General features: G+C 70.7%; 25 protein-coding genes and 3 pseudogenes. 20 read left to right on the top strand and 8 right to left on the bottom strand.

Going from position 1 to position 24,592, the window contains the following annotated elements:
* Positions 1–36 precede the first annotated feature (36 nt).
* The 4 genes from dnaJ to ACFY0F_RS14180 all read left to right on the top strand — a co-directional run bounded on the left by dnaJ (position 37) and on the right by ACFY0F_RS14180 (position 4,557).
* The gene (dnaJ, locus tag ACFY0F_RS14165; RefSeq protein WP_388792903.1) at positions 37–1,215 is read left to right on the top strand and encodes a molecular chaperone DnaJ; all 1,179 of its coding nucleotides are present in this window, start codon (positions 37–39) and stop codon (positions 1,213–1,215) included.
* A gap of 5 nt (positions 1,216–1,220) precedes the next feature.
* Positions 1,221–1,673: a heat shock protein transcriptional repressor HspR gene (locus tag ACFY0F_RS14170; RefSeq protein WP_388792905.1), complete on the top strand. Its 453-nt coding sequence runs from the start codon at positions 1,221–1,223 to the stop codon at positions 1,671–1,673.
* Positions 1,674–2,089: 416 nt separating this feature from the next.
* The gene (locus ACFY0F_RS14175; protein WP_388792907.1) at positions 2,090–3,196 is read left to right on the top strand and encodes a sugar ABC transporter substrate-binding protein; all 1,107 of its coding nucleotides are present in this window, start codon (positions 2,090–2,092) and stop codon (positions 3,194–3,196) included.
* Between the two features lie 314 nt (positions 3,197–3,510).
* Positions 3,511–4,557 carry a LuxR C-terminal-related transcriptional regulator gene (locus ACFY0F_RS14180; RefSeq protein WP_388792909.1) on the top strand — a complete coding sequence of 349 codons (1,047 nt, stop codon included), beginning with the start codon at positions 3,511–3,513 and terminating at the stop codon, positions 4,555–4,557.
* Here ACFY0F_RS14180 and ACFY0F_RS14185 read toward each other — a convergent pair.
* Positions 4,520–5,512 (bottom strand): helix-turn-helix transcriptional regulator, encoded by a 993-nt coding sequence (locus tag ACFY0F_RS14185; protein WP_388792911.1) that lies wholly within the window; start codon positions 5,510–5,512, stop codon positions 4,520–4,522. The genes ACFY0F_RS14180 and ACFY0F_RS14185 overlap by 38 nt on opposite strands.
* Entirely contained in the window at positions 5,509–6,474 is a 966-nt protein-coding gene (locus ACFY0F_RS14190) for a helix-turn-helix transcriptional regulator (protein WP_388792913.1), read from the bottom strand. Before ACFY0F_RS14190 ends, ACFY0F_RS14185 begins: the two co-directional genes overlap by 4 nt.
* A 170-nt stretch (positions 6,475–6,644) precedes the next feature.
* Between ACFY0F_RS14190 and ACFY0F_RS14195 the strand changes: the two genes are divergently transcribed.
* Both ACFY0F_RS14195 and ACFY0F_RS14200 read left to right on the top strand, forming a co-directional pair.
* Positions 6,645–6,896: a hypothetical protein gene (locus tag ACFY0F_RS14195; RefSeq protein ID WP_388792915.1), complete on the top strand. Its 252-nt coding sequence runs from the start codon at positions 6,645–6,647 to the stop codon at positions 6,894–6,896.
* A 1-nt stretch (position 6,897) separates the two neighbouring features.
* Positions 6,898–7,233, top strand: coding sequence for a hypothetical protein (locus ACFY0F_RS14200; RefSeq protein WP_388792916.1), 336 nt, complete (start codon positions 6,898–6,900; stop codon positions 7,231–7,233).
* Between the two features lie 149 nt (positions 7,234–7,382).
* Here the strand turns inward: ACFY0F_RS14200 and ACFY0F_RS14205 are convergent, their stop codons facing one another.
* On the bottom strand, positions 7,383–7,796 hold the full coding sequence (locus ACFY0F_RS14205) for a pyridoxamine 5'-phosphate oxidase family protein (protein ID WP_388792918.1): 414 nt from the start codon (positions 7,794–7,796) through the stop codon (positions 7,383–7,385).
* Between the two features lie 150 nt (positions 7,797–7,946).
* Here ACFY0F_RS14205 and clpB point away from each other — a divergent pair, with 150 nt between their 5' ends.
* The 5 genes and pseudogenes from clpB to ACFY0F_RS14230 all read left to right on the top strand — a co-directional run bounded on the left by clpB (position 7,947) and on the right by ACFY0F_RS14230 (position 13,136).
* Positions 7,947–10,544, top strand: a complete 2,598-nt coding sequence (gene clpB / locus ACFY0F_RS14210; protein WP_388793222.1) for an ATP-dependent chaperone ClpB — start codon at positions 7,947–7,949, stop codon at positions 10,542–10,544.
* A 292-nt stretch (positions 10,545–10,836) separates the two neighbouring features.
* Positions 10,837–11,376: a YbjN domain-containing protein gene (locus ACFY0F_RS14215; protein WP_388792920.1), complete on the top strand. Its 540-nt coding sequence runs from the start codon at positions 10,837–10,839 to the stop codon at positions 11,374–11,376.
* 420 nt (positions 11,377–11,796) lie between these two features.
* Positions 11,797–12,099, top strand: a pseudogene (locus ACFY0F_RS14220) (hypothetical protein); the annotation flags it as partial.
* Positions 12,100–12,303: 204 nt separating this feature from the next.
* Positions 12,304–12,789, top strand: coding sequence for a prevent-host-death family protein (locus ACFY0F_RS14225; RefSeq protein WP_388792922.1), 486 nt, complete (start codon positions 12,304–12,306; stop codon positions 12,787–12,789).
* Positions 12,786–13,136 carry a hypothetical protein gene (locus tag ACFY0F_RS14230; protein WP_388792924.1) on the top strand — a complete coding sequence of 117 codons (351 nt, stop codon included), beginning with the start codon at positions 12,786–12,788 and terminating at the stop codon, positions 13,134–13,136. The genes ACFY0F_RS14225 and ACFY0F_RS14230 overlap by 4 nt, the downstream gene beginning before the upstream one ends.
* Before the next feature lie 45 nt (positions 13,137–13,181).
* Here the strand turns inward: ACFY0F_RS14230 and ACFY0F_RS14235 are convergent.
* Positions 13,182–13,478: pseudogene (locus ACFY0F_RS14235) on the bottom strand (aminotransferase class I/II-fold pyridoxal phosphate-dependent enzyme); the annotation flags it as partial.
* Between the two features lie 91 nt (positions 13,479–13,569).
* Here ACFY0F_RS14235 and ACFY0F_RS14240 point away from each other — a divergent pair.
* Together ACFY0F_RS14240 and ACFY0F_RS14245 are read left to right on the top strand one after the other, a co-directional pair.
* On the top strand, positions 13,570–13,839 hold the full coding sequence (locus ACFY0F_RS14240; protein ID WP_005483715.1) for a type II toxin-antitoxin system Phd/YefM family antitoxin: 270 nt from the start codon (positions 13,570–13,572) through the stop codon (positions 13,837–13,839).
* Positions 13,832–14,095 (top strand): type II toxin-antitoxin system RelE/ParE family toxin, encoded by a 264-nt coding sequence (locus tag ACFY0F_RS14245; RefSeq protein ID WP_388792927.1) that lies wholly within the window; start codon positions 13,832–13,834, stop codon positions 14,093–14,095. Before ACFY0F_RS14240 ends, ACFY0F_RS14245 begins: the two co-directional genes overlap by 8 nt.
* A 43-nt stretch (positions 14,096–14,138) precedes the next feature.
* On the opposite strand, the pseudogene ACFY0F_RS14250 reads toward ACFY0F_RS14245, so the two are convergent.
* From ACFY0F_RS14250 to ACFY0F_RS14260, 3 genes and pseudogenes are all read right to left on the bottom strand, one after another.
* A pseudogene (locus ACFY0F_RS14250) lies at positions 14,139–14,252 on the bottom strand (aminotransferase); the annotation flags it as partial.
* Between the two features lie 193 nt (positions 14,253–14,445).
* Entirely contained in the window at positions 14,446–14,796 is a 351-nt protein-coding gene (locus tag ACFY0F_RS14255) for a hypothetical protein (protein WP_388792928.1), read from the bottom strand.
* A 149-nt stretch (positions 14,797–14,945) separates the two neighbouring features.
* Positions 14,946–16,130 carry a pyridoxal phosphate-dependent aminotransferase gene (locus ACFY0F_RS14260; RefSeq protein WP_388792930.1) on the bottom strand — a complete coding sequence of 395 codons (1,185 nt, stop codon included), beginning with the start codon at positions 16,128–16,130 and terminating at the stop codon, positions 14,946–14,948.
* A gap of 801 nt (positions 16,131–16,931) precedes the next feature.
* Here ACFY0F_RS14260 and ACFY0F_RS14265 point away from each other — a divergent pair.
* Positions 16,932–17,498 (top strand): DUF2617 family protein, encoded by a 567-nt coding sequence (locus tag ACFY0F_RS14265; RefSeq protein WP_388792932.1) that lies wholly within the window; start codon positions 16,932–16,934, stop codon positions 17,496–17,498.
* On the opposite strand, the gene ACFY0F_RS14270 is transcribed toward ACFY0F_RS14265, so the two are convergent.
* Complete coding sequence (locus ACFY0F_RS14270) at positions 17,479–18,171, bottom strand: TetR/AcrR family transcriptional regulator C-terminal domain-containing protein (protein ID WP_388792933.1); 693 nt, start codon at positions 18,169–18,171, stop codon at positions 17,479–17,481. The genes ACFY0F_RS14265 and ACFY0F_RS14270 overlap by 20 nt on opposite strands.
* Before the next feature lie 54 nt (positions 18,172–18,225).
* Here ACFY0F_RS14270 and ACFY0F_RS14275 point away from each other — a divergent pair, with 54 nt between their 5' ends.
* The 6 genes from ACFY0F_RS14275 (at position 18,226) to fbaA (ending at position 24,560) form a co-directional block, all read left to right on the top strand.
* Complete coding sequence (locus ACFY0F_RS14275; RefSeq protein WP_388792935.1) at positions 18,226–19,350, top strand: FAD-dependent oxidoreductase; 1,125 nt, start codon at positions 18,226–18,228, stop codon at positions 19,348–19,350.
* Between the two features lie 140 nt (positions 19,351–19,490).
* Positions 19,491–21,131, top strand: coding sequence for a polyamine aminopropyltransferase (locus ACFY0F_RS14280; RefSeq protein WP_388792937.1), 1,641 nt, complete (start codon positions 19,491–19,493; stop codon positions 21,129–21,131).
* 52 nt (positions 21,132–21,183) lie between these two features.
* Positions 21,184–21,993 carry an SRPBCC family protein gene (locus tag ACFY0F_RS14285; RefSeq protein ID WP_388792939.1) on the top strand — a complete coding sequence of 270 codons (810 nt, stop codon included), beginning with the start codon at positions 21,184–21,186 and terminating at the stop codon, positions 21,991–21,993.
* A 53-nt stretch (positions 21,994–22,046) separates the two neighbouring features.
* Complete coding sequence (locus ACFY0F_RS14290) at positions 22,047–22,835, top strand: aldose 1-epimerase (protein ID WP_388792941.1); 789 nt, start codon at positions 22,047–22,049, stop codon at positions 22,833–22,835.
* A 10-nt stretch (positions 22,836–22,845) separates the two neighbouring features.
* The gene (gene pyrE / locus ACFY0F_RS14295) at positions 22,846–23,394 is read left to right on the top strand and encodes an orotate phosphoribosyltransferase (RefSeq protein WP_388792943.1); all 549 of its coding nucleotides are present in this window, start codon (positions 22,846–22,848) and stop codon (positions 23,392–23,394) included.
* A gap of 134 nt (positions 23,395–23,528) precedes the next feature.
* Positions 23,529–24,560 carry a class II fructose-bisphosphate aldolase gene (gene fbaA, locus ACFY0F_RS14300; protein WP_388792944.1) on the top strand — a complete coding sequence of 344 codons (1,032 nt, stop codon included), beginning with the start codon at positions 23,529–23,531 and terminating at the stop codon, positions 24,558–24,560.
* The last annotated feature ends 32 nt before the right edge of the window (positions 24,561–24,592 follow it).

Consider the following 24,592-nt stretch of genomic DNA (forward strand, 5'->3'; position numbering starts at 1 on the left):
CGTCGTAGACACTGACGGGAAGGAGGGGCGTCGGGGATGAGCACCAAGGACTTCATCGAGAAGGACTACTACAAGGTCCTCGGCGTCCCCAAGGACGCCACCGAGGCCGAGATCAAGAAGGCGTACCGGAAGCTCGCCCGCGAGAACCACCCGGACGCCAACAAGGGCAACGCCAAGGCCGAGGAGCGCTTCAAGGAGATCTCCGAGGCGAACGATGTCCTCGGTGACCCCAAGAAGCGCAAGGAGTACGACGAGGCGCGCGCGCTCTTCGGCAACGGGGGCTTCCGCCCCGGGCCGGGCGCGGGTGGCGGATCGTTCAACTTCGACCTGGGCGACCTCTTCGGCGGTGGAGCCGGAGGCGGTGCCCAGGGCGGCGGCTTCGGCGGCGGGATCGGTGACGTCTTCGGGGGCCTGTTCAACCGGGGCGGTGCGGGCACCACGCGCACCCAGCCCCGGCGCGGCCAGGACATCGAGTCCGAGGTCACGCTGAGCTTCACGGAGGCCATCGAGGGGGCCACGGTCCCGCTCAGGATGTCCTCGCAGGCACCGTGCAAGGCCTGTTCGGGCACCGGCGACAAGAACGGCACTCCGCGTGTGTGCCCGACCTGCGTCGGCACCGGCCAGGTCGCCCGGGGCTCCGGGGGAGGCTTCTCCCTCACCGACCCCTGCCCCGACTGCAAGGGCCGCGGCCTGATCGCGGAGCACCCCTGCCCCGACTGCAAGGGCAGCGGCCGGGCCAAGTCGTCCCGCACCATGCAGGTCCGTATCCCGGCCGGCGTGACCGACGGGCAGCGCATCCGGCTGCGCGGCAAGGGCGCGCCCGGTGAGCGGGGCGGACCGGCGGGCGACCTGTACGTGGTCGTGCACGTGGGTGAGCACCCGGTGTTCGGCCGCAGGGGCGACAACCTCACGGTCACCGTCCCCGTCACGTTCACCGAGGCGGCCCTCGGCGGCGAGGTCCGGGTCCCGACCCTCGGCGGCCCCGCCGTCACGCTGAAGCTTCCGCCGGGCACGCCCAACGGGCGCACCATGCGGGCGCGGGGCAAGGGCGCGGTCCGCAAGGACGGCACCCGCGGCGACCTGTTGGTCACCGTCGAGGTGAGTGTTCCGAAGGACCTGTCGGGGAAGGCTCGTGACGCGCTCGAGGCGTATCGCGAGGCGACCGCGGGGGAGGATCCGCGGGCTGAGCTGTTCGAGGCTGCGAAGGGAGCTTGAGTGGGATGGACGGCCGTCGACGCAACCCGTATGAACTGACCGAGGAGACCCCGGTCTACGTCATCTCGGTGGCGGCCCAGCTTTCCGGCCTGCACCCGCAGACGCTGCGCCAGTACGACCGCCTGGGCCTGGTCTCGCCCGACCGCACTCCCGGCCGGGGCCGCCGCTACTCGGCCCGCGACATCGAACTGCTCCGCCAGGTGCAGCAGTTGTCGCAGGACGAGGGCATCAACCTGGCCGGCATCAAGCGCATCATCGAACTGGAGAACCAGGTCGCCGCCCTTCAGTCCCGTGTCGCGGAGATGCAGGCGGCGCTGGACGGCGCGGCGGCGACGATGCGTCAGCGCGAGGCCGCCGTGCACGCCTCCTACCGGCGGGACCTCGTCCCGTACCAGGAGGTCCAGCAGACCAGCGCGCTGGTGGTCTGGCGCCCGAAGCGGCAGCAGCCCTCGGACTGACGCGCACGCGCACACCGAAGGGGCCTGGAGGGGAAACCTCCGGGCCCCTTCGCCGTGCACCTTCGGTGCCACGGGGACGTTCCGGTTGGGAGGTTGGCGTCGTGAATCGTTCGCTCCTGTGCTCGGATCGGGGCGGGGGGTCGAGTAGGTGTTCGCGGCCTCGGCGATCGCGACTCGCCGGGTATGGAGTTGGTTGCACCGATCTTTACCCGCACGTGAACTCCCGTTGGGTGAAGGGTCCGTAAAGGGCGATTGGAGGCGATTCCGCTCCGTCTTCACAGGTGCTGCGGAGCGTGGTGTTGCGCACTCGTTAAGTGATTCCGCTTGACGTCGGTGGTGGGCGACGCGTTGGCTTTTCAGTCATCTGGGTGGCATAGGAGCCGCCGCGTCCCGAAACCCCTGAAGTGAGCCCTCGAATGCGTCGTATCGCCCTGTCCGTGGCCGCCACCACGATGACCCTCTCACTCGCCGGCTGCGGCATGCTGAACGCGACGGGGGACTCGAGCGACGCAAGCCCGACGAGGGGCAACGACGTCACCGTGGGCGTCCTGATGCCGGAGAAGACGAACACGCGGTACTCGCAGTTCGACTACCCGATCATGCGGGACCGGATCTCCGAGCTCACCAAGAAGCAGGGCAAGACCGTGTACGCCAACGCGGACGCGAGCCTGAAGAAGCAGATCCGCCAGATGCAGCAGATGATCGACGACAAGGTCGACCTGATCGTCCTCGACGCCGTCGACTCGCACGGCATCGCCCCGATGGTGAAGAAGGCCAAGGAGGCGGGCATCCCGGTCATCGCCTACGACCGGCTGGCCGAGGGCCCGATCGACGCGTACGCCTCCTTCGACAACGAGCTCGTCGGCGAGGTCCAGGCCCGCACCCTGCTCGGGGCGCTCGGCCCGCAGGCCGACACCTCCGACAAGGTCGTGATGATCAACGGCTCGTCCACCGACCCGAACTCGGCGCAGTTCAAGGAGGGCGCGCTCTCCGAGCTCAACGGCAAGGTGACCATCGCGGACAGCTACGACACCCCCGCCTGGGACCCGAAGAACGCCGAGAAGGAGATGACCAAGGCGATCAACTCGATCGGCAAGGACAACATCGCCGCCGTCTACTCTGCCAACGACGCCATGGCCGGTGGCATCGTCGACGCGTTCCACAACGCGGGCGTCACCCACCTGCCGCCCATCACCGGCCAGGACGCGGAACTGCCGGCGGTCCAGCGGATCGTCTCCGGCGAGCAGTACATGAGCGTCTACAAGCCCTACCCGGACCTGGCCCAGGCCGCCGCGGAGATGGCCGTCGCCAAGCTGCAGGGCCGGGACATCCAGTTCGACTCCCTCACCCAGGACAAGGTCGACAGCCCCACCGACAAGAACATCCCCGCCCAGCTCGTCACGGTGAACGCCCTGACGCGGCAGACCATCAAGAGCACCGTCCTCGCGGACGGCATCTACAAGCTGGACGCCATCTGCACGCCCAAGCTCAAGGCGGACTGCACGGCCATCGGCCTGAAGTAGCCCCCCGGGCACGGCACCGGCCGCCTGCCGCATCGCGCCACCCCCGTGTGCGCGATGCGGCAGCCTGGTGGGCGCCGTCCGGGCTCCCCCGGTCCGCCCGGTCGGCGCCCGGTGCCAGCGGGTACAACGATGCCTCTGTGGTCGGTGGGACGCCACCATCAGCTTGTTGCAATGCGACGGAGGGAGGCCGGAGGAAAGCGGGTCATACCGGTGGTTTGGGTTGGCCGTGGCGCGGAGAGCCGTGTTGCGGACCCGGTCGGGGCCGCGCATAGTTGCGCTGCGGAAGAGGCCGCAAACCGGGGGTGGAACGGGCGATGGCCGGGCACGGGACGGAGGAGCATCCCCACGGTGCCGACCGATTGTGCGAGGCCGGGGATCGCGTGTACGCACGGGCCGTACGGCGGGGCCGTGTGGCACGCACGGACGCCGAACCGGTGCCCTGCCTGCTGGAGCTGGCGCTGCTGCACCCGGACCCCGACGACATGGACTGGCTGGTGCCGACCTCCCCGCAGGAGGTCATGACCCGGCTGCTGCGCGGGGTGTACGACGAGGTCAGGGAGAGCCAGCGACGGGTGGGTTCGGCGGTGTCCGCGTTCGAGCGGTACGCCGGTCTGGGACGGCAGTCGCAGCCCGCCGCGTCCGCCTCGGCGGAGGGCACCGCCATCCGCGTCCTGGACGGGCTGTCCCGGATCCAGGCCGCGATGGACGAGGCGACCGAGGCCTGCACCACCGAGGTGCTGACCGTGCAGCCCGGCGGCATCCGGCGCGAGGACGAGCTCACCGAGGGCCTGCACCGGGCGCTGGCGCTGCGCGGCCGGGGCGTGCGCATGCGCGACCTGTACACGCACGTGGCCCGGCACGGGCAGGGGCTGCTGAACTACCTGGAGCTGATGGGTGACACGGTGGAGGCCCGCACCCTGGACGAGGTCATCGACCGGCTGATCCTCTTCGACCGCACGGTGGCCTTCATCCCCGCCAACGCCGACCGCACGATGGCGCTGGAACTGCGTCACCCCGCGCTGGTCGAATACCTGGTGACGGTTTTCGAAAGGCTGTGGCGGCTGGCGATCCCGCTGACCGCGCCGCTGCCCGACACCGGCATCGAGGGCATCTCCCACCGCGAGCAGTCCATCGCGGCCCTGCTGGCGGAGGGCCACCAGGACGCGGTGATCGCCGAGCGGCTCGGCATCAGCGTCCGCACCTGCCGGGCCCACATCGCCCGGCTGTCGGAGACGCTGGGGGCGGCCAGCCGTACCCAGCTGGGGGTGCGCATCGCCCAGGTGGGGCTCGACGGGCCGCCGCGCACCGCGGAGTCGGCCGTGGTCAGGCTTCCGGGTCGAGGATCCCCGACCGTGCGATGAGATAGCCGAGCTGGGCCCGGCTCTCGCTGCCCAGGGTGGCGGCGAGCTTGGCGATGTGGACGCGGGCGGTGCGGACGTTCATGCCGAGGCGGTCGGCGATGACGGCGTCGGTGTGGCCCTCCACGAGGAGGGCTGCGATGGCCCGCTGACGGGGTGTGACACCGTTGCGCGACGGGCGGCGCTCGGCCTTGGGGAACATCGGTGTGGCCAGCTGCCAGAGGACTTCGAAGGTCGTGACGAAGAACTTGATGAGCGCCGGGTGGCGTACCTCCAGGGCGAGGCTGCCGTCGTCGTTGGCGGGGATGAAGGCGACCTTGCGGTCCATGACGACGAGACGGTCGGTCAGTTCGTCGAGGCTGCGGCCCTCGGTGTCGCCCTGCAGCTGCTCGACATAGGCCGAGACGCCCGGCAGGTGACGCATGCTGTGCTGGTAGAGGGCGCGGTTGCGGCCGCCGCGGTCGAGGAACGCCTGGTCGCGTTCGTAGGCGAGGGTGTGGGCGATGTCGCCGCGCTCGCCGGTCATACCGGTGTGCGGCTGGATGCACAGGACTTCGTGCTCGGCATCGGCCATGGACTCGGTGAGGGCCTCGTTGATCCGCCGGGAGCCGTGCAGGAGCCGCAGGGTCGGGGCGTCCGCCGCCGAGTGCCGGCCGTCCATCCGCAGGAGGGACTCGAACTGCTCGACCAGTCGGTTCTCGCGCCGCCGTTCCTCGTCGACCCGGGCCTGGATGCCGCGCAGCAGCCGATTCAGGGCGACGGCGGGGGCCACGGGCTCCAGCCGGTCGAGGTCGTCGACGGTCGGGTGGAGCAGGCCGAAGTCGGTGAGGCAGGGGGCGCCGACGGCGTCCTGGGCGGATATGTGCCCCTCGCGCAGGGCCTGTTCGTAGAGTTTCGCCCCCGCCGGGCACAGCTCCTCGGCACTGTGCTCGGAGTGCTCGGTGCCCGAGTCCGTCACCGCGGGACGCCCTCCCCGGGAATCGACTGGTCCAGGATCCCGGACTGGGCGATGAGATAGCCGAGCTGGGCACGGCTGCCGCTGCCGAGCGCCTGCGCCAGCTTGGCGATATGGGCCCGGCAGGTCCGTACGTTCATGCCCAGCCGACGGGCTATGGCCTCGTCGACATGACCCTCCACCAGGAGCTTGGCGATGGAGTGCTGGATCTCGGTGATGCCCTCGGCGTCGGCTTCGTACGGCCCGCCGGCGCTCATCGGGACGGCCCGGTCCCACAGGTACTCGAAGACCTTCATGAGGTAGCGGACCAGGCCGGGATGACGCAGTTCCAGGGCGATCTTGTGGTCCTCGCGGACCGGGATGAAGGCGACCGTGCCGTCGACGATGATCAGGCGGTCGACCAGTTCGTCGATGGTGCGGTACTCGATCTTGCCGTCCGACAACTGGGCGGCGTAGGCCAGTTTCTCCGGGTTGTACCGCGCCGTGTGCTGGTACAGGCTGCGGATCTTCACACCACGTTCGATAAGAGGGCGGTCGCGCTCCAGTCCCTGCAGCAGACTGGTCTCCGAGATGCGGTCGGACGGCTGTACCGTGACGAGTTCGGTCTGGCACTGGGAGGTGGCGAGGTTGAGCGCCCCGTTGATGCGTTCGCTGCCCTCCAGCACCGTGATGGAGTCGCTGGTCGTCGTCGCCACCGTGCTGAGCGCCATGAACGGCTCGAAGGCCTCGGCGAGTTGGACGGACAGGCGCCTGTGCTCGGCTATCTCCCGTTCGATGGGGTTGAGTCGCTGGGCGAGGGCGACCGCCGGGGGTACCGGGCGCAGCCAGTCGGGGTCGTCGGGATCGGGGTGGAGCAGGGCGAATTCGATCAGGCACGGGGCGGAGTCCGTGTCCGAGCGGGCGATGCGTCCCGTACTGAGAGCGCTGGTGTAGAGGCGGCTGCCTTCTTCACAGAGCTGCGTCATCGCATGGGGATGTGCCGCTTTTGGCCGATTCGCCACTAAATCTCCACCCCCCAATATCCTGAACATGCAGGAACATGATGCACTGATTCTGTGGCCACCACGTGCCCGAATGAGCCATCGTCGTACGTGACGGGGGAAAAGGGGACCTTCAAGTGAGGATGAAGCCGACTATGCGTAACAGACTGCTTCGCTCGGTGTTCGTCGCCGGCTTGTCCGCCGTCGCGGCCCTGGGGGTGTTGAGCGGCGTCTCCGGCGCGAAGAGCGGTGTGCAGGCGGTGACTGAGTGGCCGTCGGCCGGTAAGTCCCAGCTCCAGGCGGTCACTGAGTGGCCGTCGGCCGGGAAGACCCAGGTCCGGGCGGTCACCGAGTGGCCCCTGGTGGCCGTGAACACCGGTTCGGCGGCAGGCGGAGCCGGGAGCTGACGTGACGACTCCGCCCGACGACCGCTCCTTCCGCCGCGAGATGGCCACCGCCTATCGCTCCGGCTGGCACTTCATCGACCTGGTCACCGCCATCCCCCACAGCGGCGACTCGCTGATGGTGACCGTCTTCGGAGAGCCGGTCGTCGTCACGCGGGACGAGGACGAGGACGTGCGGGCGTACCGGTGCCTGCGGAAGCCCCGCGGGGCGCCCCAGCCCGTGCGATGCGCCATCCGCTACGGAATGATCTTTGTGAACCTGGACCAGCGAGACCACCGGATGGCAGACCCGGGAGTCTCGGATGTGAGGACCATCTCGGCCACCCCCCGCAGTGCCTGACGCGATTCCCCCGTCGTAAAAGATCGCTCAGGTACTTCCCCCCGCAGCGGCGTCACCGTGACCTGAACACGGTGACGCCGCTGTCGTTTCGGCGGACATTTCCCCGTATGGGCCTCTTTGCTCGGCTCGTCAGGGTGGCTGAAACGCGCTCAACCCCGTCCGAGGGCCCGCTCCACCTCTATCTCGATCACAACGCGTGACGGATTGGGCGACGGGACCCGCTCGTAGCGCTCCGCATAGCGCCGTTCCGCCTCCGCCACCCGCTCCCGTTCACCGCGGACGTACGCCCGCCCCTCCAGCGTCGCCCACCGGCGCCCGTCCACCTGACACACGGCGACCCGGGCGCCCTCCGGCCCCGCGGCCAGCACATGGGCCGCCTTCGCACTCGCCTTGTTCGTGATCACCCGGGCCAGCCGCGCCCCGGCGTCGTAGGTCACTCCGACGGGCACGACATGCGGGCTCCCGTCGGGGCGGAGGGTCGTCAGCGTGCACAGGTGCCGCTCCCGCCAGAAGCTCAGATAGGGCTCGTCCGGGGCACCCGGATCCACGGAGTACGTACTCATGGAACGGAAGCCAACCAGAACCGCCCCCGCGCCTCCACCGGAGCCGCCCGGAGCCGCCTTGAGTGGAATAGACTCAACTTTGTGTACGTTGGTTAAGTCAGCAGTGGGATGTACGGCCGACGAGCCGACGCCGAGGAGGAGAACGGACACGTGGACGCCGAGCTGACCAACAGGAGCCGGGAAGCGATCAACGCGGCCGGCAACCGGGCCGTGACCGAGGGGCACCCGGACCTCACGCCTGCCCATCTGCTGCTGGCGCTGCTCCAGGGGCAGGACAACGAGAACATCACCGATCTGCTCGCCGCCGTCGACGCCGACCAGGCGGCCGTGCGCTCCGGCGCGGAGCGGGTGCTCGCCGGGCTGCCCAGCGTGACCGGGTCCACCGTCGCGCCCCCGCAGCCCAATCGTGAACTGCTCGCCGTGATCGCCGACGCGACCGAGCGCGCCAAGGACCTCGGCGACGAGTACCTCTCCACCGAGCACCTGCTCATCGGCATCGCCGCGAAGGGCGGCGCGGCCGGAGAGGTGCTGTCGGGGCAGGGGGCGACCGCCAAGAAGCTGCTGGAGGCCTTTCAGAAGGCGAGGGGAGGGCGCCGCGTGACCACCGCGGACCCGGAGGGCCAGTACAAGGCCCTGGAGAAGTTCGGCACCGATTTCACCGCCGCCGCGCGCGACGGCAAGCTCGACCCGGTCATCGGGCGGGACCAGGAGATCCGCCGGGTCGTACAGGTGCTGTCCCGCCGCACCAAGAACAACCCCGTGCTGATCGGTGAGCCTGGCGTCGGCAAGACCGCCGTCGTCGAGGGACTCGCCCAGCGGATCGTGAAGGGCGACGTGCCCGAGTCCCTCAAGGACAAGCGGCTCGTCGCGCTCGACCTCGGCGCGATGGTCGCGGGCGCCAAGTACCGCGGTGAGTTCGAGGAGCGGCTGAAGACCGTCCTGGCCGAGATCAAGGACTCCGACGGCCAGATCATCACCTTCATCGACGAGCTGCACACCGTCGTGGGCGCGGGCGCCGGCGGCGACTCCGCCATGGACGCGGGCAACATGCTCAAGCCGATGCTCGCCCGCGGTGAGCTGCGCATGGTCGGCGCCACCACGCTGGACGAGTACCGGGAGCGGATCGAGAAGGACCCGGCGCTGGAGCGGCGCTTCCAGCAGGTGCTGGTCGCCGAACCGACCGTCGAGGACACCATCGCCATCCTGCGCGGCCTCAAGGGCCGCTACGAGGCCCACCACAAGGTGCAGATCGCGGACAGCGCCCTGGTCGCCGCGGCCACCCTCTCCGATCGCTACATCACCTCCCGCTTCCTGCCCGACAAGGCCATCGACCTCGTCGACGAGGCCGCCTCGCGCCTGCGGATGGAGATCGACTCGTCCCCGGTCGAGATCGACGAACTCCAGCGCGCCGTCGACCGGCTGAAGATGGAGGAGCTGGCGCTGGAGAAGGAGACCGACCCGGCCTCCCGTGAGCGCCTGGAGAAGCTGCGCCGCGACCTCGCCGACAAGGAGGAGGAGCTGCGTGGTCTGACCGCCCGCTGGGAGAAGGAGAAGACGTCCCTCAACCGGGTCGGCGAGCTGAAGGAACGCCTCGACGACCTGCGCGGACAGGCCGAACGGGCCCAGCGCGACGGCGACTTCGACACCGCCTCCAAGCTGCTCTACGGAGAGATCCCGACCCTGGAGAAGGAGCTGGAAGCCGCCTCCGAGGCCGAGGAGGAGGCCGCCCAGGACACGATGGTCAAGGACGAGGTCGGCTCCGACGACATCGCCGACGTCGTGGCCTCCTGGACCGGCATCCCCGCCGGGCGGCTGCTGGAGGGCGAGACGCAGAAGCTGCTGCGCATGGAGGACGAGATCGGCAAGCGGCTCATCGGGCAGTCCGAGGCCGTACGCGCCGTCTCCGACGCGGTGCGCCGCAGCCGCGCCGGGATCGCCGACCCCGACCGGCCCACCGGATCCTTCCTCTTCCTCGGCCCCACCGGTGTCGGCAAGACCGAACTGGCCAAGGCGCTCGCGGAGTTCCTCTTCGACGACGAGCGGGCCATGGTCCGCATCGACATGTCGGAGTACAGCGAGAAGCACAGCGTGGCCCGGCTCGTCGGCGCTCCTCCCGGGTACGTCGGCTACGAGGAGGGTGGCCAGCTCACGGAGGCGGTGCGCCGCCGCCCGTACAGCGTGATCCTGCTCGACGAGGTCGAGAAGGCCCACCCCGAGGTCTTCGACATCCTCCTGCAGGTGCTGGACGACGGCCGCCTGACCGACGGTCAGGGCCGCACGGTCGACTTCCGCAACACCATCCTCGTCCTCACCTCCAACCTGGGCAGCCAGTACCTGGTCGACCCGGTGCTCAGCGAGGCGGAGAAGAAGGAGCAGGTGCTGTTGACGGTACGCAGCTCCTTCAAGCCGGAGTTCCTCAACCGGCTGGACGACCTGGTGGTCTTCTCCGCGCTCAGCAAGGAGGAGCTGGCCCGCATCGCCCGGCTGCAGATCGACCGGCTCGCGAAGCGGCTCGCCGAGCGGCGCCTCACCCTGGAGATCACCGACGAGGCCCTGGCCTGGCTCGCCGACGAGGGCAACGACCCGGCGTACGGCGCCCGTCCGCTGCGCCGCCTCGTCCAGACCTCCATCGGCGACCGCCTCGCCAAGGAGATCCTGTCCGGGGAGATCAAGGACGGCGACACGGTCCGCGTGGACGCCTTCGGCGACGGGCTGATCGTGGGCCCGGTGACCGGCAAGACGCTCTGACCCGCCCTGACAGGACGGCGTCCCGCCCGGCCGGTGCACCTCACCGGCCGGGCGGGACGCCGCACCGGCCGGCCGCCGACACCACCAGGCCCCCCCAGCCACATCACCCCCACCCGCCCCCGAACTTCTCTTCTCATGCGCCCGCCGCGAGCCTGCCGTAGGTTCGTCATGAGGCCGTCAGACAAGGGTGACCGAATCGAATCAGCCGACGGCTGACAGGCCCCGTCGGGGCTTGCCACCCCCCTCCCCGGATGAGGGAGGATGGCGGAATCCGTACGAAGGGAAATTCACGGTGACCATCGACCCGTCCTCGATTCCGAACTTCGGGGGCCAGCCCGAGCCGCAGCCGCAAGGACCGGCGGGCCCCGTCGTCCCGGATCAGGACCTCGTGAAGCAGCTCCTCGACCAGATGGAGCTCAAGTACGTCGTCGACGACGAGGGTGACCTCGCGGCGCCGTGGGAGCAGTTCCGTACGTACTTCATGTTCCGCGGAGAGGACGACCAGGCCGTCTTCTCGGTACGGACCTTCTACGACCGCCCCCACAAGATCGACGAGAAGCCGCAGCTGCTGGAGTCCATCGACGACTGGAACCGGCGCACCCTGTGGCCCAAGGTGTACAGCCACACCCACGACGACGGCACCGTCCGCCTCATCGGCGAGGCGCAGATGCTGATCGGCACCGGCGTCGACCTCAACCACTTCGTCTCCTCCACGGTCAGCTGGGTGCGGGCCGCGATCGAGTTCGACAAGTGGCTGGTCGAGCAGCTCGGCCTCGAGCAGGAGGTCAACGAGGCGGACGCGTCCGAGGACGAGGGCGACGACGAGGAGTAGTCCTCCCGTCCCACGCCGTCCCACGCCGTCCCACGCGTGACAGAGCCCGGCCAGGGCACCGGCCAGTACGGCCGCGTGTCCGGGGCCGGGCTCACCGTCTTCATAAGCGAGTTGAAGGCCGGGCGGCACCGTCCCTGAGGCAGCCGCGCCCCGGCAGCCGCCCGTCTCTCCGGCCCACCGGGCCCTTGCCCGCGAGGGCCCGGCGGGCCGCTGACCTCCTGAAAGAACCGGGGGAAAGAACTACCCGCCCACCCACCCTCCCCGGCCGGAGGGCCCGCGTCACCCGTCCGGGTGGCCCGCTTGCAGGCGCGGGATGCGGACGGTTACGTTCGCCGCGACAACCGCAAACAGATACGGCCCCCGGCCGGGAGTGGCTTCCCGATCGAGGGCCTGACCGATCAGGAAGAAACAGGCTTCCCGATGGCTGACCCGCAGTCTAGCGCGCGCCTGCGCGCCGACGCCGGAGCTCCGACCTCCGGCGTGATCCACGTCCGCACCCGCCTCGCGGCCGACTTCACGGTGCTCTCCAACGCCCTGGTCCAGCGTCGCGGCAGCGCGGTCACGATCGGCGTCGCTGCGTACATCGCCTCGTTGCCCGACGGCACCCCCGTGACCATCACCGCCCTGTGCGACCACTTCGACGAGGGCGAGATCCTGATCTCGCGGGCGCTCAAGGAGCTGGAAGCGGCCGGATACCTGGAACGCCGCCTCGACGAGCTCCCGCGCCCGGAGCCCGAGGGGGAGACCCGCTGACGAGTCAGCCCCCCGGCCCTCCCATCTTCCTGGTCGCGGACCCGTACGCACAGGAAGTCGTCCTGCGCACCCAGCCGACCGCCACGGGCTCTCTCGGTGACGGCGGTGCTGACCGCACCGCCGTCGCCGTCGGGGGCCATGGAAATCAGAGCGTAGTCTGAGTAGAGTCTGAGTATGAGCATCGCGCACTTGGCATCCGAGTCGGAGTCCGTGTCGTTCACCGATCTGTCGCGGAACCCGAAGGCCGTGGCTGCCAGGGCCACCGCCTTGGGCTGCCTGCGTGTCACGCACCGGGACGCCCCCGACATGGTGCTGACCACCGCCATACACGCGGAACGCACCGAGGAGAACCTGACCACCGCGTCCCGGCTGTTCCTTGCACTGATGAAGCAGGACGACGGTGCCAAGTCGCTTCTGCTCGCGCTGCCCGAGGTGTTCCCGTGGGTGCGCCACCTGGACGCTGAGGAAGTCCGGCAGTTCACTGTCGAACTCCTGGAAGCGCTGTCCGACGCCGCTGAGCTGGGCGCCAGGGAGGCCGTGCACCGAGCGATCGTCTCGTGGCGGGCAACCGCCCGCATCAACGCCGACCCCGACCAGCTCAGGGAAGCACTCCGTCCGCTTGGTGACGTCAACCTCGGCTCGGTCGAGGTGCACGAGTGAGTCCGAAGAAGGGTGATCGGGTCAGCGTCCCTCCCCTGAGCGGCTGGAATGTCATCCACGGGACGACGGAGGCCGCGACCGGCTGGGAGGAGCTGTGCCGGGTGGCGTTGCCGAACGCTCATCGCTGCCTGGAAGCCCTTCGCGCAGACCCACTCTCGCGGGCCAACTGGGACCGCCAGCACCAGCTTCGAGGCAGACACGCCACCAGGGAATGGAAGGGCTCCGAGCTGGAGCAGTGGGAGTACGAGATCACCAGCGGCGGCAGGGTCCGCTACCTGGTCAGCCCGGACACCTCGACTGTGATCCTGGTGTACGCCTCTCCGCGGCATCCGAAGGACACCGAATAGCCTCCGGCGCTCCGCCGTCGCAGAGGTGGACGGGCGGGCCGGCGGTCAGCGCGGCAAAACTGCAAGGCACGGTTTCACCTGCGCAAGTTGCCCATTGTGGCGACGGGTCGCGTTGTAGGTGCCGGCGGGCCGGAAGACGCGGAAACCCGCATCTGCCAGACCCGCCGACAGCAGGTCCCGCTTGGCCAGCATGTCCGTGCGGAAGTCGGCGAAGTAGGAGTCGGGAAGGGCGAGGGCCTCCGCCACCGCGTACTGGAAGGGGCCCGAGGCCACGTACGTCAGGAACTGCTTCGCGGAGCGCACCGCCGCCACCAGCCCGGGCGCCGCCGTCACCCAGCCCACTCCCCGTTCACGCACTCATTCACATGCGGGCCCACAGGCTGGACCCCGTGAGCCGTTGTGTACACATGGGACACACGGTACTCTTGAGCGCATGACGCAGCCAATGCCCATAGAGTCCATCCGCGATGTCCGGGCACACCTGGCCGAGGTCGTGGAGCGGGCCGACCGGGACGATGTCCCTACCGTCATCACCCGGCGCGGCAAGCAGGTCGCCGCCGTGGTGTCCATCGAGGTGCTGCGCAAGTACCAGGAGTGGGAAGAGCGCGAGATCAACCGGATCATCGACGAGCGCATGACCAACCCGGCACCCGGCATCCCGATCGAGGACATCATGAGGGAGACGCTGGCACGCAGTGAGTGAGTACCGCACCGTCTTCCGGGCCGAGGCTCAGGCCGAACTGCGCAAGGTCCCGCGAGACATGGCCCTCCGCATCCTGGCCAAGCTGACTGAGCTGGAGAGCGACCCGACGGGGTTCAACACCACGGCCCTCGTCTCCCAGCCCGACCGGCGCCGTCTGCGGGTCGGCGACTACCGCGTGATCTACACGATCGACAACGGCGAGCTGGTGGTGTGGGTCGTCCACGTAGGGCATCGTTCCACCATCTACGACACCTGAGCGCTCCTGGGCGAAGCGCCGAGGGGCGTACGGCTTCACGGCATCACGCGGCCAGCCTCCTGAGCCGGGAGATGGCCTCTTCCAGCACGCCCGTCTGCTTGCAGAACGCGAATCGCACGAACGGGGCGCCGGCCTCCCGGTGGTCGTACATCGGCGCAAGCCGGCGGGCCGCCTTCAGCCACCGAGGTCGGTCCCGGAGTGACGAAAGGTGTCCCAGGCCTCGCTCATGGCGGTCCTGAGTTCGGCGTCATCGAGATCACCGGGTTCCCTGAGGTCAGGCAACCCGTACCTTCACTGGGCCGCGCAGCAGTCCCACCACGAGCATCTCACCCCCCGGTCCGCTTGGCTGCTCACGAGAACTCGTGCAGCACCACCCAGTGGTCGTACTCCTCCACTGAGGCGGCGCACAGGTGCCGGCCGTCGGTCGAAACGGCGAGGAACTCGGGGGAACCCGTCACCTTCGCGACGCGTGAGGGCAGGTTCCTGCCGACGGTGTCCTTGACCCTCACCCAGCCGATCTCACTGCCCCCCGAGACGGGCGGGAGGATGAGGAATTCTCCGTTGTCGTCGTAGAGCGAAACGCTTGAGGCGTGGAAGTGCCACTTCGCGTCCAGTTCGGCGGCGGCGTCGGGGGACGAGGCGGGGATGGTGGCGACCGGTTCGACCTCGAATCCGGTGACGGCGTAGATGGCGGACAGCACGGGAGGACCGCTCTGAGTCGCCTTCTCAACTACCTGAAGGCCGCAGTGCTCCAGGACATCTCGCCACGCGGGCGTCTCCTGCTCCTTCGTCACTTCTGGCCCTCCGCTTGTCCGCTCGGGACAACGATCTCGGCCGCCCCTCATACGTGTCACATGGCCCGCAGCCGCTTGACGGCCTCGTCCAGAACCTGCGTCTGCTTGCAGAAAGCGAACCGTACGAAGGGGGCACCCGCCTCCCGGTGGTCGTAGAACACGACGTTCGGGATGGCGACGACGCCCGCTCGCTCCGGCAGGGCCCGGCAGAAGGCGAGGCCGTCCTTCTCGCCGAGGGGGCGGATGTCGGTGGTGACGAAGTAGGTGCCGGCGGGGCGGAAGACGCGGAAACCGGCGTCCGTCAGACCCGCCGACAGCAGGTCCCGCTTGGCCAGCATGTCCGTGCGGAAGTCGGCGAAGTAGGAGTCGGGAAGGGCGAGGGCCTCCGCCACCGCGTACTGGAAGGGGCCCGACGCCACGTACGTCAGGAACTGCTTCGCCGAGCGCACCGCCGCCACCAGCCCGGGTGCCGCCGTCACCCAGCCGACCTTCCACCCGGTGAAGGAGAAGGTCTTGCCGGCCGAGCCGATCGTCACCGTGCGCTCGCGCATCCCGGGGAAAGCGGCCAGCGGCAGGTGCTCGGCGTCGTCGAACACCAGGTGTTCGTACACCTCGTCCGTGACCACCAGCAGATCGCGCTCCACCGCCAGCTCGGCGATCGCGGTGAGCTCTTCGCGGGTGAGCACCGTCCCCGTCGGGTTGTGCGGGGTGTTGATCAGCAGCAGCCGGGTGCGGTCGGTGACGGCCGCGCGTAGCTCGTCGAGGTCGAGCCGGAAACTGGCGCCATGTGGCCGCAGCGTCACCGGCACCCGCCTGCCGCCGGCCATCGCGATGCTCGCCGCGTACGAGTCGTAGTACGGCTCGAAGGCGACCACCTCGTCGCCGGGCTCGAGCAGTGCCAGCAGTGACGCGGCGATGGCCTCGGTGGCACCGGCCGTGACCAGCACCTCGGTGTCGGGGTCGAAGGTCAGGCCGTAGCGGCGCTCCTGGTGCGCGGCGATCGCGGTACGCAGTTCGGGGACGCCGGGGCCCGGCGGGTACTGGTTGCCGCGCCCGTCCCGCAGGGCGCGCACCGCGGCCTCCCTGACCTCCTCGGGGCCGTCCGTGTCCGGGAAGCCCTGGCCCAGGTTGATCGATCCGGTCCGCACGGCCAGGGCCGACATCTCGGCGAAGATCGTCGTCCCGAACTCGGCGAGCCGGCGGTTGAGCAGCGGGCGCGTGCTGGAGGTCATGCCGGACATCCTGCGCCGAAGCTCTGGAGTTCCTCAACTCTGCTTTGGCCCGCGAGACGGCAGGGCATCCCCCGTTCACCACAGTCACGGGGGAACGGAAGGAGGGTGGCGCCATGGTCATCGGCATCATCCTGGTGGTGGTCGCGGTCCTGGTCGTCACGGCCGTGCGCAAGGGACGTAAGGGCACGCGCAGGGGGCGGTCCTCGTACCGCAGCGGGGACAGCAGCTGGTGGGTGGCCGGGAGCTCGGGGGCTGCCTCGTCGTGCTCCTCGTCCTCCGGCGGACACGGCGGACACGGCGGGCACGGAGGTCACGGGGGCCACGGCGGTCACTCCTGCGGGGGGCACTCGTCGTGCGGCGGGTCGTCCTGCGGGGGCGGCTCGTCCTGCGGCGGGGGCGGATGCGGCGGCGGGGGTGGATGCGGCGGAGGCAGCTGACACGGGGCAGCTGAGCTCCACCGCGCCCCAGGGCCGCACACGAGCGCCCGCCGGAGAAAGGCAACCGGCGGGCGCTCCGTCGTGCGGGCGCGGGCGTGCGCCTCGGGCCCGAATCGCACGCCGTGGTTGAACAGTTGAGCTGTTGAGCCCTCTGAGGGATGGAAACACCACGAAGTTGGGTAAAAACGCTTTGTCGGCGTCACCGTTCGTGATTCCCTCTAAACCGCCCTGGACAGGCCGGGCCGACCGGGCTGACCTGGCCGATCTCCTGGTGACGGACCAGGTGCGCCGCACCGACGCCGCCCCTGTCGTCTCCTTCATCTCCTTCGTCTTCTCTTCCCTCCTCATCTTTGCGTGCTAGCGGAGCCGATCCATGCTCACGACCCTGAACACCGCCTACACCGACACGCGCGCCGCCGACCTCGCCTGGGCCCTGGGGCGCGAGCCGCTCCCCGCCCTCGCCACGCTCGATCTGGAACTGGCCGACGTAAAGCTCCAGTTGCGGCTCCTCGGCGCGTCCCACCAGGTGATCCTGGAGGAGGAGCGCGGCGTCTGCTCGGAGACGGTGGCGTGCCTCCCGGGATCCAGCACCCCGCTTCCGCTGGGGGTGGCCAAGCGGGTCGGGAACTGGGAGTACGAGTTCTCGGCACGCGTGGAGGTCCTCTCGCCCGGCTCCTTCGCGGGCCGCGCCCAGGAGTTGCTCGCCCTGGTCTCCGACCACCCGCACGGGCTGGCCGGGGTGTTCCCCGGCAGCCCGCACGCCTTCACCGCACTCCTGGCCCAGCACCAGGACGGCCAGGTGAACTGGCGTACCTGGCACGCCTATCCGCAGGACGGCCAACTGGTGGCCACCCGCACGAAGGTCGGCGTGCGCGCCTCCGCGCGTCCCCTGACGGCCGGTCGGCCCCCTCGATGGAGCGTCACCCCGGCGGCGGGGTGAGTCTGGCGGCCACGGCGTCGAGGACCCAGTCCAGGCCGGTGGAGAAGGAGGTCCCGGCGTCCACGTCCGTGCCGTCGTGCACGGCCTTGGCCAACGCCGGGAAGCGGCCCGTGGCCAGCATCCTCGTCACATGCGGGCCGGACGCGCGCTGCCAGTCGCGCTTGGACAGGCCCGTGGCGCGCTCGGCCCGCAGGTCCGCGATCTCGCGCCTGATCGCACCGGTGACGTAGGCGCTGACGGTCTCCGCGGCGCGCATGACGGTGTCGACGTCGGCGAGGCCGTCGAGGGCGGCCAGCTTGGCCTCGGTCACGGCGAGGCCGTTCGGGCCCAGGGTCGGGCGGCCGCCGAGCAGATCGGCCAGCCAGGGGTGGCGCAGAGCGGCCTGCCTGGTGCGGTGGGAGAGGACGCGCAGCGCCTCCCGCCAGTCACCGGGCTGCTCCGCGGGGAGGATCTCGGCCTGGACCTCGTCCACCATGAGGTCGAGCAGTTCCTCCTTGGTGGAGATGTAGCCGTACAGCCGCATCGGGCCGGCGTTCAGCCGGGCGGCGACCTTGCGCAACGACACCGCCTCCAGCCCGCCCTCGTCGGCCAGTGCGACGGCGGCGGCGACGATCCGCTCCCGGTCGAGCGGCACGGGGCGAGCCGGCGGTTCCGGCCGGTCCCAGACAGTCATGGTCATCACCGTTCTGCTGCGAAGCACCGCACTGAGTCAATACAGTGTATCGACATGAGACGCCGTATAGCTGTCGTCGGAGCCGGTCCCGCCGGCCTCACCTTCGCCCGTGTGCTGCACCGCCACGGCCGTCCGGTCACCGTCCTCGAACGCGATCCCGCCCCCGACGCCCGCCCCCCGGGCGGCACGCTGGACCTCCACCAAGGGATGGGCCAGTCGGCGCTCGACAAGGCGGGCCTGCTGACGGAGTTCCAGGCGCTGTCCCGGCCCGAGGGACAGGCCATGCGCATCCTGGACCCGGACGGGACGGTCCTGCGCGACTGGCCGGCGCGACCCGACGACCGGGCCAATCCCGAGATCGACCGCGGGCAGCTGCGTGACCTGCTGCTCGGCCCTCTCGACGTCCAGTGGGGCCGGGACGTGACGCAGGTGGTGCCGGGGAAGGGCGACCGGGGCGGCGTCCTGGTCCGCCTCGCGGACGGGCGGCAGGAGACCTTCGACCTCGTGGTCGGCGCGGACGGCGCCTGGTCCCGGACCCGCCCGGCCGTCTCACCGGTGACACCGCACTACACCGGCGTCACCTCGGTCGAGACCTCCCTCGACGACGTCGACACCCGCCACCCCGACCTCGCCCGGTTGATCGGCGACGGCTCCGTGGCCGTGTACGGCGTGAACCGCTCCGTCGTCGCGCAGCGCAACAGCGGCGGCCACGTCAAGGTGCACGCCAGGTTCCGCGCCCCGCTGGACTGGCACGCGAACCTGGACCTGGCCGACGGCGAGGCCGTACGGACGAGCCTGCTGGCCCTGTTCGACGGCTGGGCCGCTCCCGTCCTCGACCTCCTCCGCCACGGCACCGCCTTCGTCCACCGCCCCTGCTACGCCCTGCCCGTGTCCCACACCTGGACCCACGTCCCCGGGGTGACGCTGCTGGGCGACGCCGCCCACCTGATGCCCCCGTTGGGGGCGGGCGCGAACCTCGCGATGCTGGAAGGCGCCGAACTCGCCGAATCCCTCGCCACAGGTCCCGAGGATCCGGACCAGGCGGTCCGCGCCTTCGAGGAGCGGATGTGGGCGCGGGCCGGCAGGTGGGCGAAGATCACGACGGACGGTCTGGAACGCCTCGTGAGCCCGGACCCCGCCGAAGCCCTCGCCCACTTCGACGAGGTCCAGCCGTCCTGACCGCCAAGCGCGAGAGCGCGAGAGTGCGGGAGCCTGAGAGCCCGAGGCCGGTACCACCGGAACCAAGGGGCCCCGCACCACTCCCAGTTACACACGTGTGGGTGACGAAGCGCAGCGCACGCGTGACGTAACGTCGCAGAGTGATCGAACCGCACGCGCCCGCCCCGCCCGGCACACCGCCGTCCTGGGGCGGTCCCGCGCGGCTGCCCGTCCGGCCGGCGACCGGACGTCTCCTGGTCCTCGCGGGCGTCTTCGTCTGCGCGGCCTGCGGACTGGTGTACGAACTCGAACTGGTCGCGCTCGCCTCCTACTTGATGGGCGACTCGGTCACCCAGGCCTCCGTGGTGCTGTCCGTGATGGTCTTCGCGATGGGCATCGGCTCCCTCGTCGCGAAGCGGCTGCGCCGGCTCGCCGCCGCCGGGTTCGGCGCGATCGAGGCGGCCCTCGCGCTGGTCGGCGGCTGCAGCGCGATGGCGCTGTACGCGGTGTTCGCCTGGACGGGCGACTGGGGCGGCCTGTGGGCCGACGGCCCGCGCTGCCTCCTGGTCGCCTTCTCCCTGGCGATCGGCCTGCTGATCGGCGCCGAGGTCCCGCTGCTGATGGAGCTGATCCAGCGCATCCGCCGCCAGGACGCGGGCGGCGCGGTGGCCGACCTGTTCGCGGCGGACTACGTCGGTGCCCTAGCCGGCGGCCTCGCCTTCCCCTTCCTGCTGCTGCCCCGGCTCGGCCAGCTCACCGGCGCGCTGCTCACCGGCACGGTCAACGTGGTGGCCGGCGGCGCCCTGGTCCTCGGCCTGTTCCGCCGCGACCTGACCCGCCGGGCCCGCCGGCTGCTGCTGGTCGCCAACCTCGCCGTCCTCGCCGTCCTGGCCTCCTCCGCCGCGCTCGTCGACGATTTCGAACGGGCCGCCCGGCACGCGGTGTACGGCCCGGACGTAAGGGTCGCCGTGCAGACCGGCGTCCAGGAGGTCGTCCTCACCGGCGGCACGCACGGCCGCCCGCTCGACCTCTACCTGGACGGCCGGCTGCGGGTCGGCGGCCGGGACGAGCGCCGCTACCACGAGGCGCTGGTCCACCCGGCGATGACCGGCCCCCACGCGCGCGTGCTGATCCTCGGCGGCGGGGACGGGCTGGCGGCCCGCGAGGTGCTGCGCCACCGGGGCGTGCGCCGCGTCGACGTCGTGGAACTCGACGCCGGTCTGCTCCACCTCGCCCGCCACGATCCCGCGCTGTCCCGGCTGAACGGACATGTGTACGACGACCGGCGGGTCCACACCACCACGGCCGACGCCTTCCGCTGGCTGCGCGGGGCGCCCCCGGCGGCCTACGACGTGGTGATCGCGGACCTGCCCGACCCCGGCATCACGCCCAGCACGAAGCTGTACTCACTGGAGTTCTACGGCCTGGCCCGCCGGGTGCTGGCCCCCGGCGGCCGTCTGGCCGTGCACGCCGGCCCGGTCTCCGGCAGCACCCGCGCCTTCTGGACGGTGGCCTCGACGCTCCGCGCGGCCGGCCTCGCCACCAGCCCCTACCGTGTCCCCGGCCAGGACCCCGGCCTCGCGGTCGGCCCGCACCGCTCCGCCGGCGCCTTCCACGCCCCGCACGACTGGGGCTTCTTCCTGGCCGCACCGGGCACCACCCCGCCCCCGCTGCGGCTGGACCCCGGCGCCCCGGCCCCGCGCACACTGACCGGCGCCGAGCTCGCCACCGCCGTCCGCTCGGCGGCCCGTACCCGGGTCGGGGGGCTGCCCGCCTCGACGTTGGTGCATCCGCGCTACTGACGTGCGGCCGAGGAGGGTACGCACCGGCCGCACCTGGGTAGGCTCAGCCGACATGGAGCACGAGGTCTTCCTTCCGGTTCCGGCCGAGCGGCTGAGGGAGGCGCTCGCCGACCCCGCGCGCGTCGCCCGGGCGGTTCCCGGGCTCCAGCAGGACGCCGGTGCCGAGCCCGTCGCCGGGCGGCTGAAGGTACGCGTCGGCAGCCACTCCATCACCTACCGGGGCTCGCTGCGCGTCTCGCCCGGCCAGGACGGGGCGTACGTCGTCGAGGGCGACGCCACCGAGACCCGCGGCACCGGCTCGGTCACCCTCGCCCTCACCCTCCGCCTGCGCGACACCGACGGCGGCACCACCGTCACCGTCCACGGAACCGCCACGGGGGAGGGCCGCGTCGCGGAACTGCCGGAGGACGCGGTGACCTCGGCCGCGCTACGGCTGCTGAGCCGCTCCCTGGAGGCGCTGGGGGAGGAAACCGAGCAGAAGCCGGAACCGGAAACCGAGCAGAAGCCGGAGCCGGAATCCGAGCAGAAGCCGGAGCCGGAATCCGCGCCCGTGCCGGAGGCCGCCGCCCCGCCCCCCGACACCGGCGTCGAGACCCCCGGCGCGGGCGGTTTCCCCGCGCCCGCCGAACCGCCCGCCGAGCCGCCCGCCGAACCGCCCGCCGAGGCGGCGCACGCCCGGCGGACGATGATCGGCCGCAGCGCGGAGGAGGTGGACCACGCGCCACCGCGCGGCCGGTACGCCCCCGTGCCGGCGCCGCAGACCGTCGCCGTGAACTCCACGCTCCGCTGGGCGGCTCCCACGGCGGCGCTGGTCCTGGCGTCGGCGATCGTCGTGGGCCGCGCGCTGCGCAGAAGACGCTGACCGGGCCACCCGAGGACCGGACCGCCCCTTGATCACCCGAGTAGGGTCGTCACGTGAGTAACAAGGACATCGCTCTGAAGGCCGGCGACGCGGAAGTGACCCTGCGGCCCGCCCACGGTGGCCGGGTCGGCGGGCTGAAGGTCGCCGGTGTGGAACTGCTCCGGCAGGGTGACCGTTTCGGGTGCTTCCCGATGGTCCCCTGGTGCGGCCGGATCCGGGAGGGCCGCTTCCTGGACGGCGCCACCGTCCACCAGATGCCGCTCAACTCGCCGCCGCACGCCATCCACGGCACCGCCCGTGACGGCGCCTGGCGCGTCGCCCGCACGGGCGCCGACGAGGCGGTCCTCACGTACGACCTGGTCGAGCCGTGGCCGTTCTCCGGCCGGGTCACCCAGGCGGTGACGCTGACCGAGGACAGCCTGACGCTCACCATGTCCGTGGAGACGTACGACTCCTCCTTCCCGGCGCAGCTCGGCTGGCACCCGTGGTTCAACCGGAACGTGGGCGGTCAGGACGTGCGCCTCGACTTCGCCCCGGCCTGGCAGGAGGAGCGCGGCGACGACCACCTGCCCACCGGCAACCGCGTCGACCCGGGGCCCGGCCCGTGGGACGACTGCTTCGGAATGCCGGGCGGGGTGGACGTCACGCTCACCTGGCCCGGGCAGCTGGAGCTGAAGGTGACCAGCCGCGAGGAGTGGGTCGTCGTCTACGACGAGCAGGAGGCCGCGGTGTGCGTGGAGCCGCAGACCGGCCCGCCCAACGGCCTCAACACGCTTCCGCGCCTGGTCACACCTCTGGAGCCGCTGGAGGCCACGATGACCTGGAACTGGCGGCACATCTAAGCTGTCCGACATGACGGACGTTCGCGGCGAGCTGCTGCAGCAGATCAAGGACAAGGCCGTGGTGCACGGCAAGGTGACCCTGTCGTCGGGTCTGGAGGCCGACTACTACGTCGACCTGCGTCGCATCACCCTCGACGGGGAAGCCGCGCCCCTGGTCGGGCAGGTGCTCCTGGATCTGACCGCCGACCTGGAGTACGACGCGGTGGGCGGCCTGACCATGGGCGCCGACCCGGTCGCCGCGTCGATCCTGCACGCGGCCGCCGCGCGCGGGAAGCGCGTCGACGCCTTCGTCGTCCGCAAGGCGGCCAAGGCGCACGGGCTGCAGCGGCGGGTCGAGGGCCCGGACATCAAGGGCCGACGGGTGCTCGTCGTCGAGGACACCTCCACCACCGGCGGCTCTCCGCTGACCGCGGTCGAGGCGGTGCGCGAGGCGGGCGCGGAGGTCGTCGCCGTGGCGACCATCGTCGACCGCGCCACCGGCGCCGCGGAGAAGATCCAGGAGGGGGCGGGGGTGCCGTACCTCTTCGCCTACTCGAAGGACGACCTGGGGCTCGACTGAGCGGTTTTCCACAGGCTGGACAGGATGTCCGAAGCATCCCGTCGAGTCTGCAAAGATGGCCCCGACGATGACGTCATCCCCTAGGTCAGGGCCGTAATCGCAGAACGCCACCCGCACATACAAGGAGCGGACAGATGCCCATCGCAACCCCCGAGGTCTACAACGAGATGCTCGACCGGGCGAAGGCAGGCAAGTTCGCCTACCCGGCCATCAACGTGACCTCGACCCAGACCCTGCACGCGGCCCTGCGCGGTTTCGCTGAGGCGGAGAGCGACGGCATCGTCCAGATCTCGACGGGTGGCGCCGAGTTCCTGGGCGGCCAGTACAGCAAGGACATGGTCACCGGCGCGGTGGCGCTGGCCGAGTTCGCGCACATCGTCGCCGAGAAGTACCCGGTCAACATCGCCCTGCACACGGACCACTGCCCGAAGGACAAGCTGGACGGGTACGTACGTCCGCTGCTCGCGCTCTCCGAGAAGCGCGTCCAGGCCGGTCTGGGCCCGCTGTTCCAGTCGCACATGTGGGACGGCTCCGCCGAGACCCTCGCCGACAACCTCGCCATCGCGCAGGAGCTGCTGGAGCAGGCCCGCCGCGCGAAGATCATCCTCGAGGTCGAGATCACCCCGACCGGCGGCGAGGAGGACGGCGTCTCCCACGAGATCAACGACTCCCTGTACACCACGGTCGACGACGCGATCCGCACCGCCGAGGCGCTGGGCCTCGGTGAGAAGGGCCGCTACCTGCTGGCCGCGTCCTTCGGCAACGTCCACGGCGTGTACAAGCCGGGCAACGTCGTGCTCCGCCCCGACCTGCTGAAGGAGCTGAACGACGGCGTCGCCGCCAAGTACGGTCAGCCGGCCGGCAGCAAGCCGTTCGACTTCGTCTTCCACGGCGGCTCCGGCTCCACCGAGCAGGAGATCCTCACCGCGCTGGAGAACGGCGTCGTGAAGATGAACCTGGACACGGACACCCAGTACGCCTTCACGCGTCCGGTCGCCGACCACATGTTCAAGAACTACGACGGCGTCCTGAAGGTCGACGGCGAGGTCGGCTCCAAGAAGACCTACGACCCGCGCACCTGGGGCAAGCTGGCCGAGGCGGGCATGGCCAAGCGCGTCGTCGAGGCCACGCAGAACCTGCGCTCGGCGGGCAACAAGATCAAGTAACCGGTCGCGGTACTTCCCGGTGAGCCCGGCGT

Source organism: Streptomyces sp. NPDC001544 (genome assembly GCF_042894285.1).
Lineage (GTDB): Bacteria > Actinomycetota > Actinomycetes > Streptomycetales > Streptomycetaceae > Streptomyces.

Bases quoted from the DNA above. Each gene is read 5' to 3' on its own strand.
- ACFY0F_RS14240 (WP_005483715.1), top strand. From the start codon at position 13,570: ATGACGCAGCCAATGCCCATAGAGTCCATCCGCGATGTCCGGGCACAC.
- ACFY0F_RS14225 (WP_388792922.1), top strand. From the start codon at position 12,304: ATGAGCATCGCGCACTTGGCATCCGAGTCGGAGTCCGTGTCGTTCACC.
- ACFY0F_RS14275 (WP_388792935.1), top strand. From the start codon at position 18,226: ATGAGACGCCGTATAGCTGTCGTCGGAGCCGGTCCCGCCGGCCTCACC.
- ACFY0F_RS14190 (WP_388792913.1), bottom strand. From the start codon at position 6,474: ATGACGCAGCTCTGTGAAGAAGGCAGCCGCCTCTACACCAGCGCTCTC.
- ACFY0F_RS14180 (WP_388792909.1), top strand. From the start codon at position 3,511: ATGGCCGGGCACGGGACGGAGGAGCATCCCCACGGTGCCGACCGATTG.
- ACFY0F_RS14285 (WP_388792939.1), top strand. From the start codon at position 21,184: ATGGAGCACGAGGTCTTCCTTCCGGTTCCGGCCGAGCGGCTGAGGGAG.
- dnaJ (WP_388792903.1), top strand. From the start codon at position 37: ATGAGCACCAAGGACTTCATCGAGAAGGACTACTACAAGGTCCTCGGC.
- ACFY0F_RS14195 (WP_388792915.1), top strand. From the start codon at position 6,645: ATGCGTAACAGACTGCTTCGCTCGGTGTTCGTCGCCGGCTTGTCCGCC.
- ACFY0F_RS14175 (WP_388792907.1), top strand. From the start codon at position 2,090: ATGCGTCGTATCGCCCTGTCCGTGGCCGCCACCACGATGACCCTCTCA.
- ACFY0F_RS14170 (WP_388792905.1), top strand. From the start codon at position 1,221: ATGGACGGCCGTCGACGCAACCCGTATGAACTGACCGAGGAGACCCCG.
- ACFY0F_RS14205 (WP_388792918.1), bottom strand. From the start codon at position 7,796: ATGAGTACGTACTCCGTGGATCCGGGTGCCCCGGACGAGCCCTATCTG.
- pyrE (WP_388792943.1), top strand. From the start codon at position 22,846: ATGACGGACGTTCGCGGCGAGCTGCTGCAGCAGATCAAGGACAAGGCC.
- ACFY0F_RS14260 (WP_388792930.1), bottom strand. From the start codon at position 16,130: ATGTCCGGCATGACCTCCAGCACGCGCCCGCTGCTCAACCGCCGGCTC.
- ACFY0F_RS14270 (WP_388792933.1), bottom strand. From the start codon at position 18,171: ATGACTGTCTGGGACCGGCCGGAACCGCCGGCTCGCCCCGTGCCGCTC.
- fbaA (WP_388792944.1), top strand. From the start codon at position 23,529: ATGCCCATCGCAACCCCCGAGGTCTACAACGAGATGCTCGACCGGGCG.
- ACFY0F_RS14265 (WP_388792932.1), top strand. From the start codon at position 16,932: ATGCTCACGACCCTGAACACCGCCTACACCGACACGCGCGCCGCCGAC.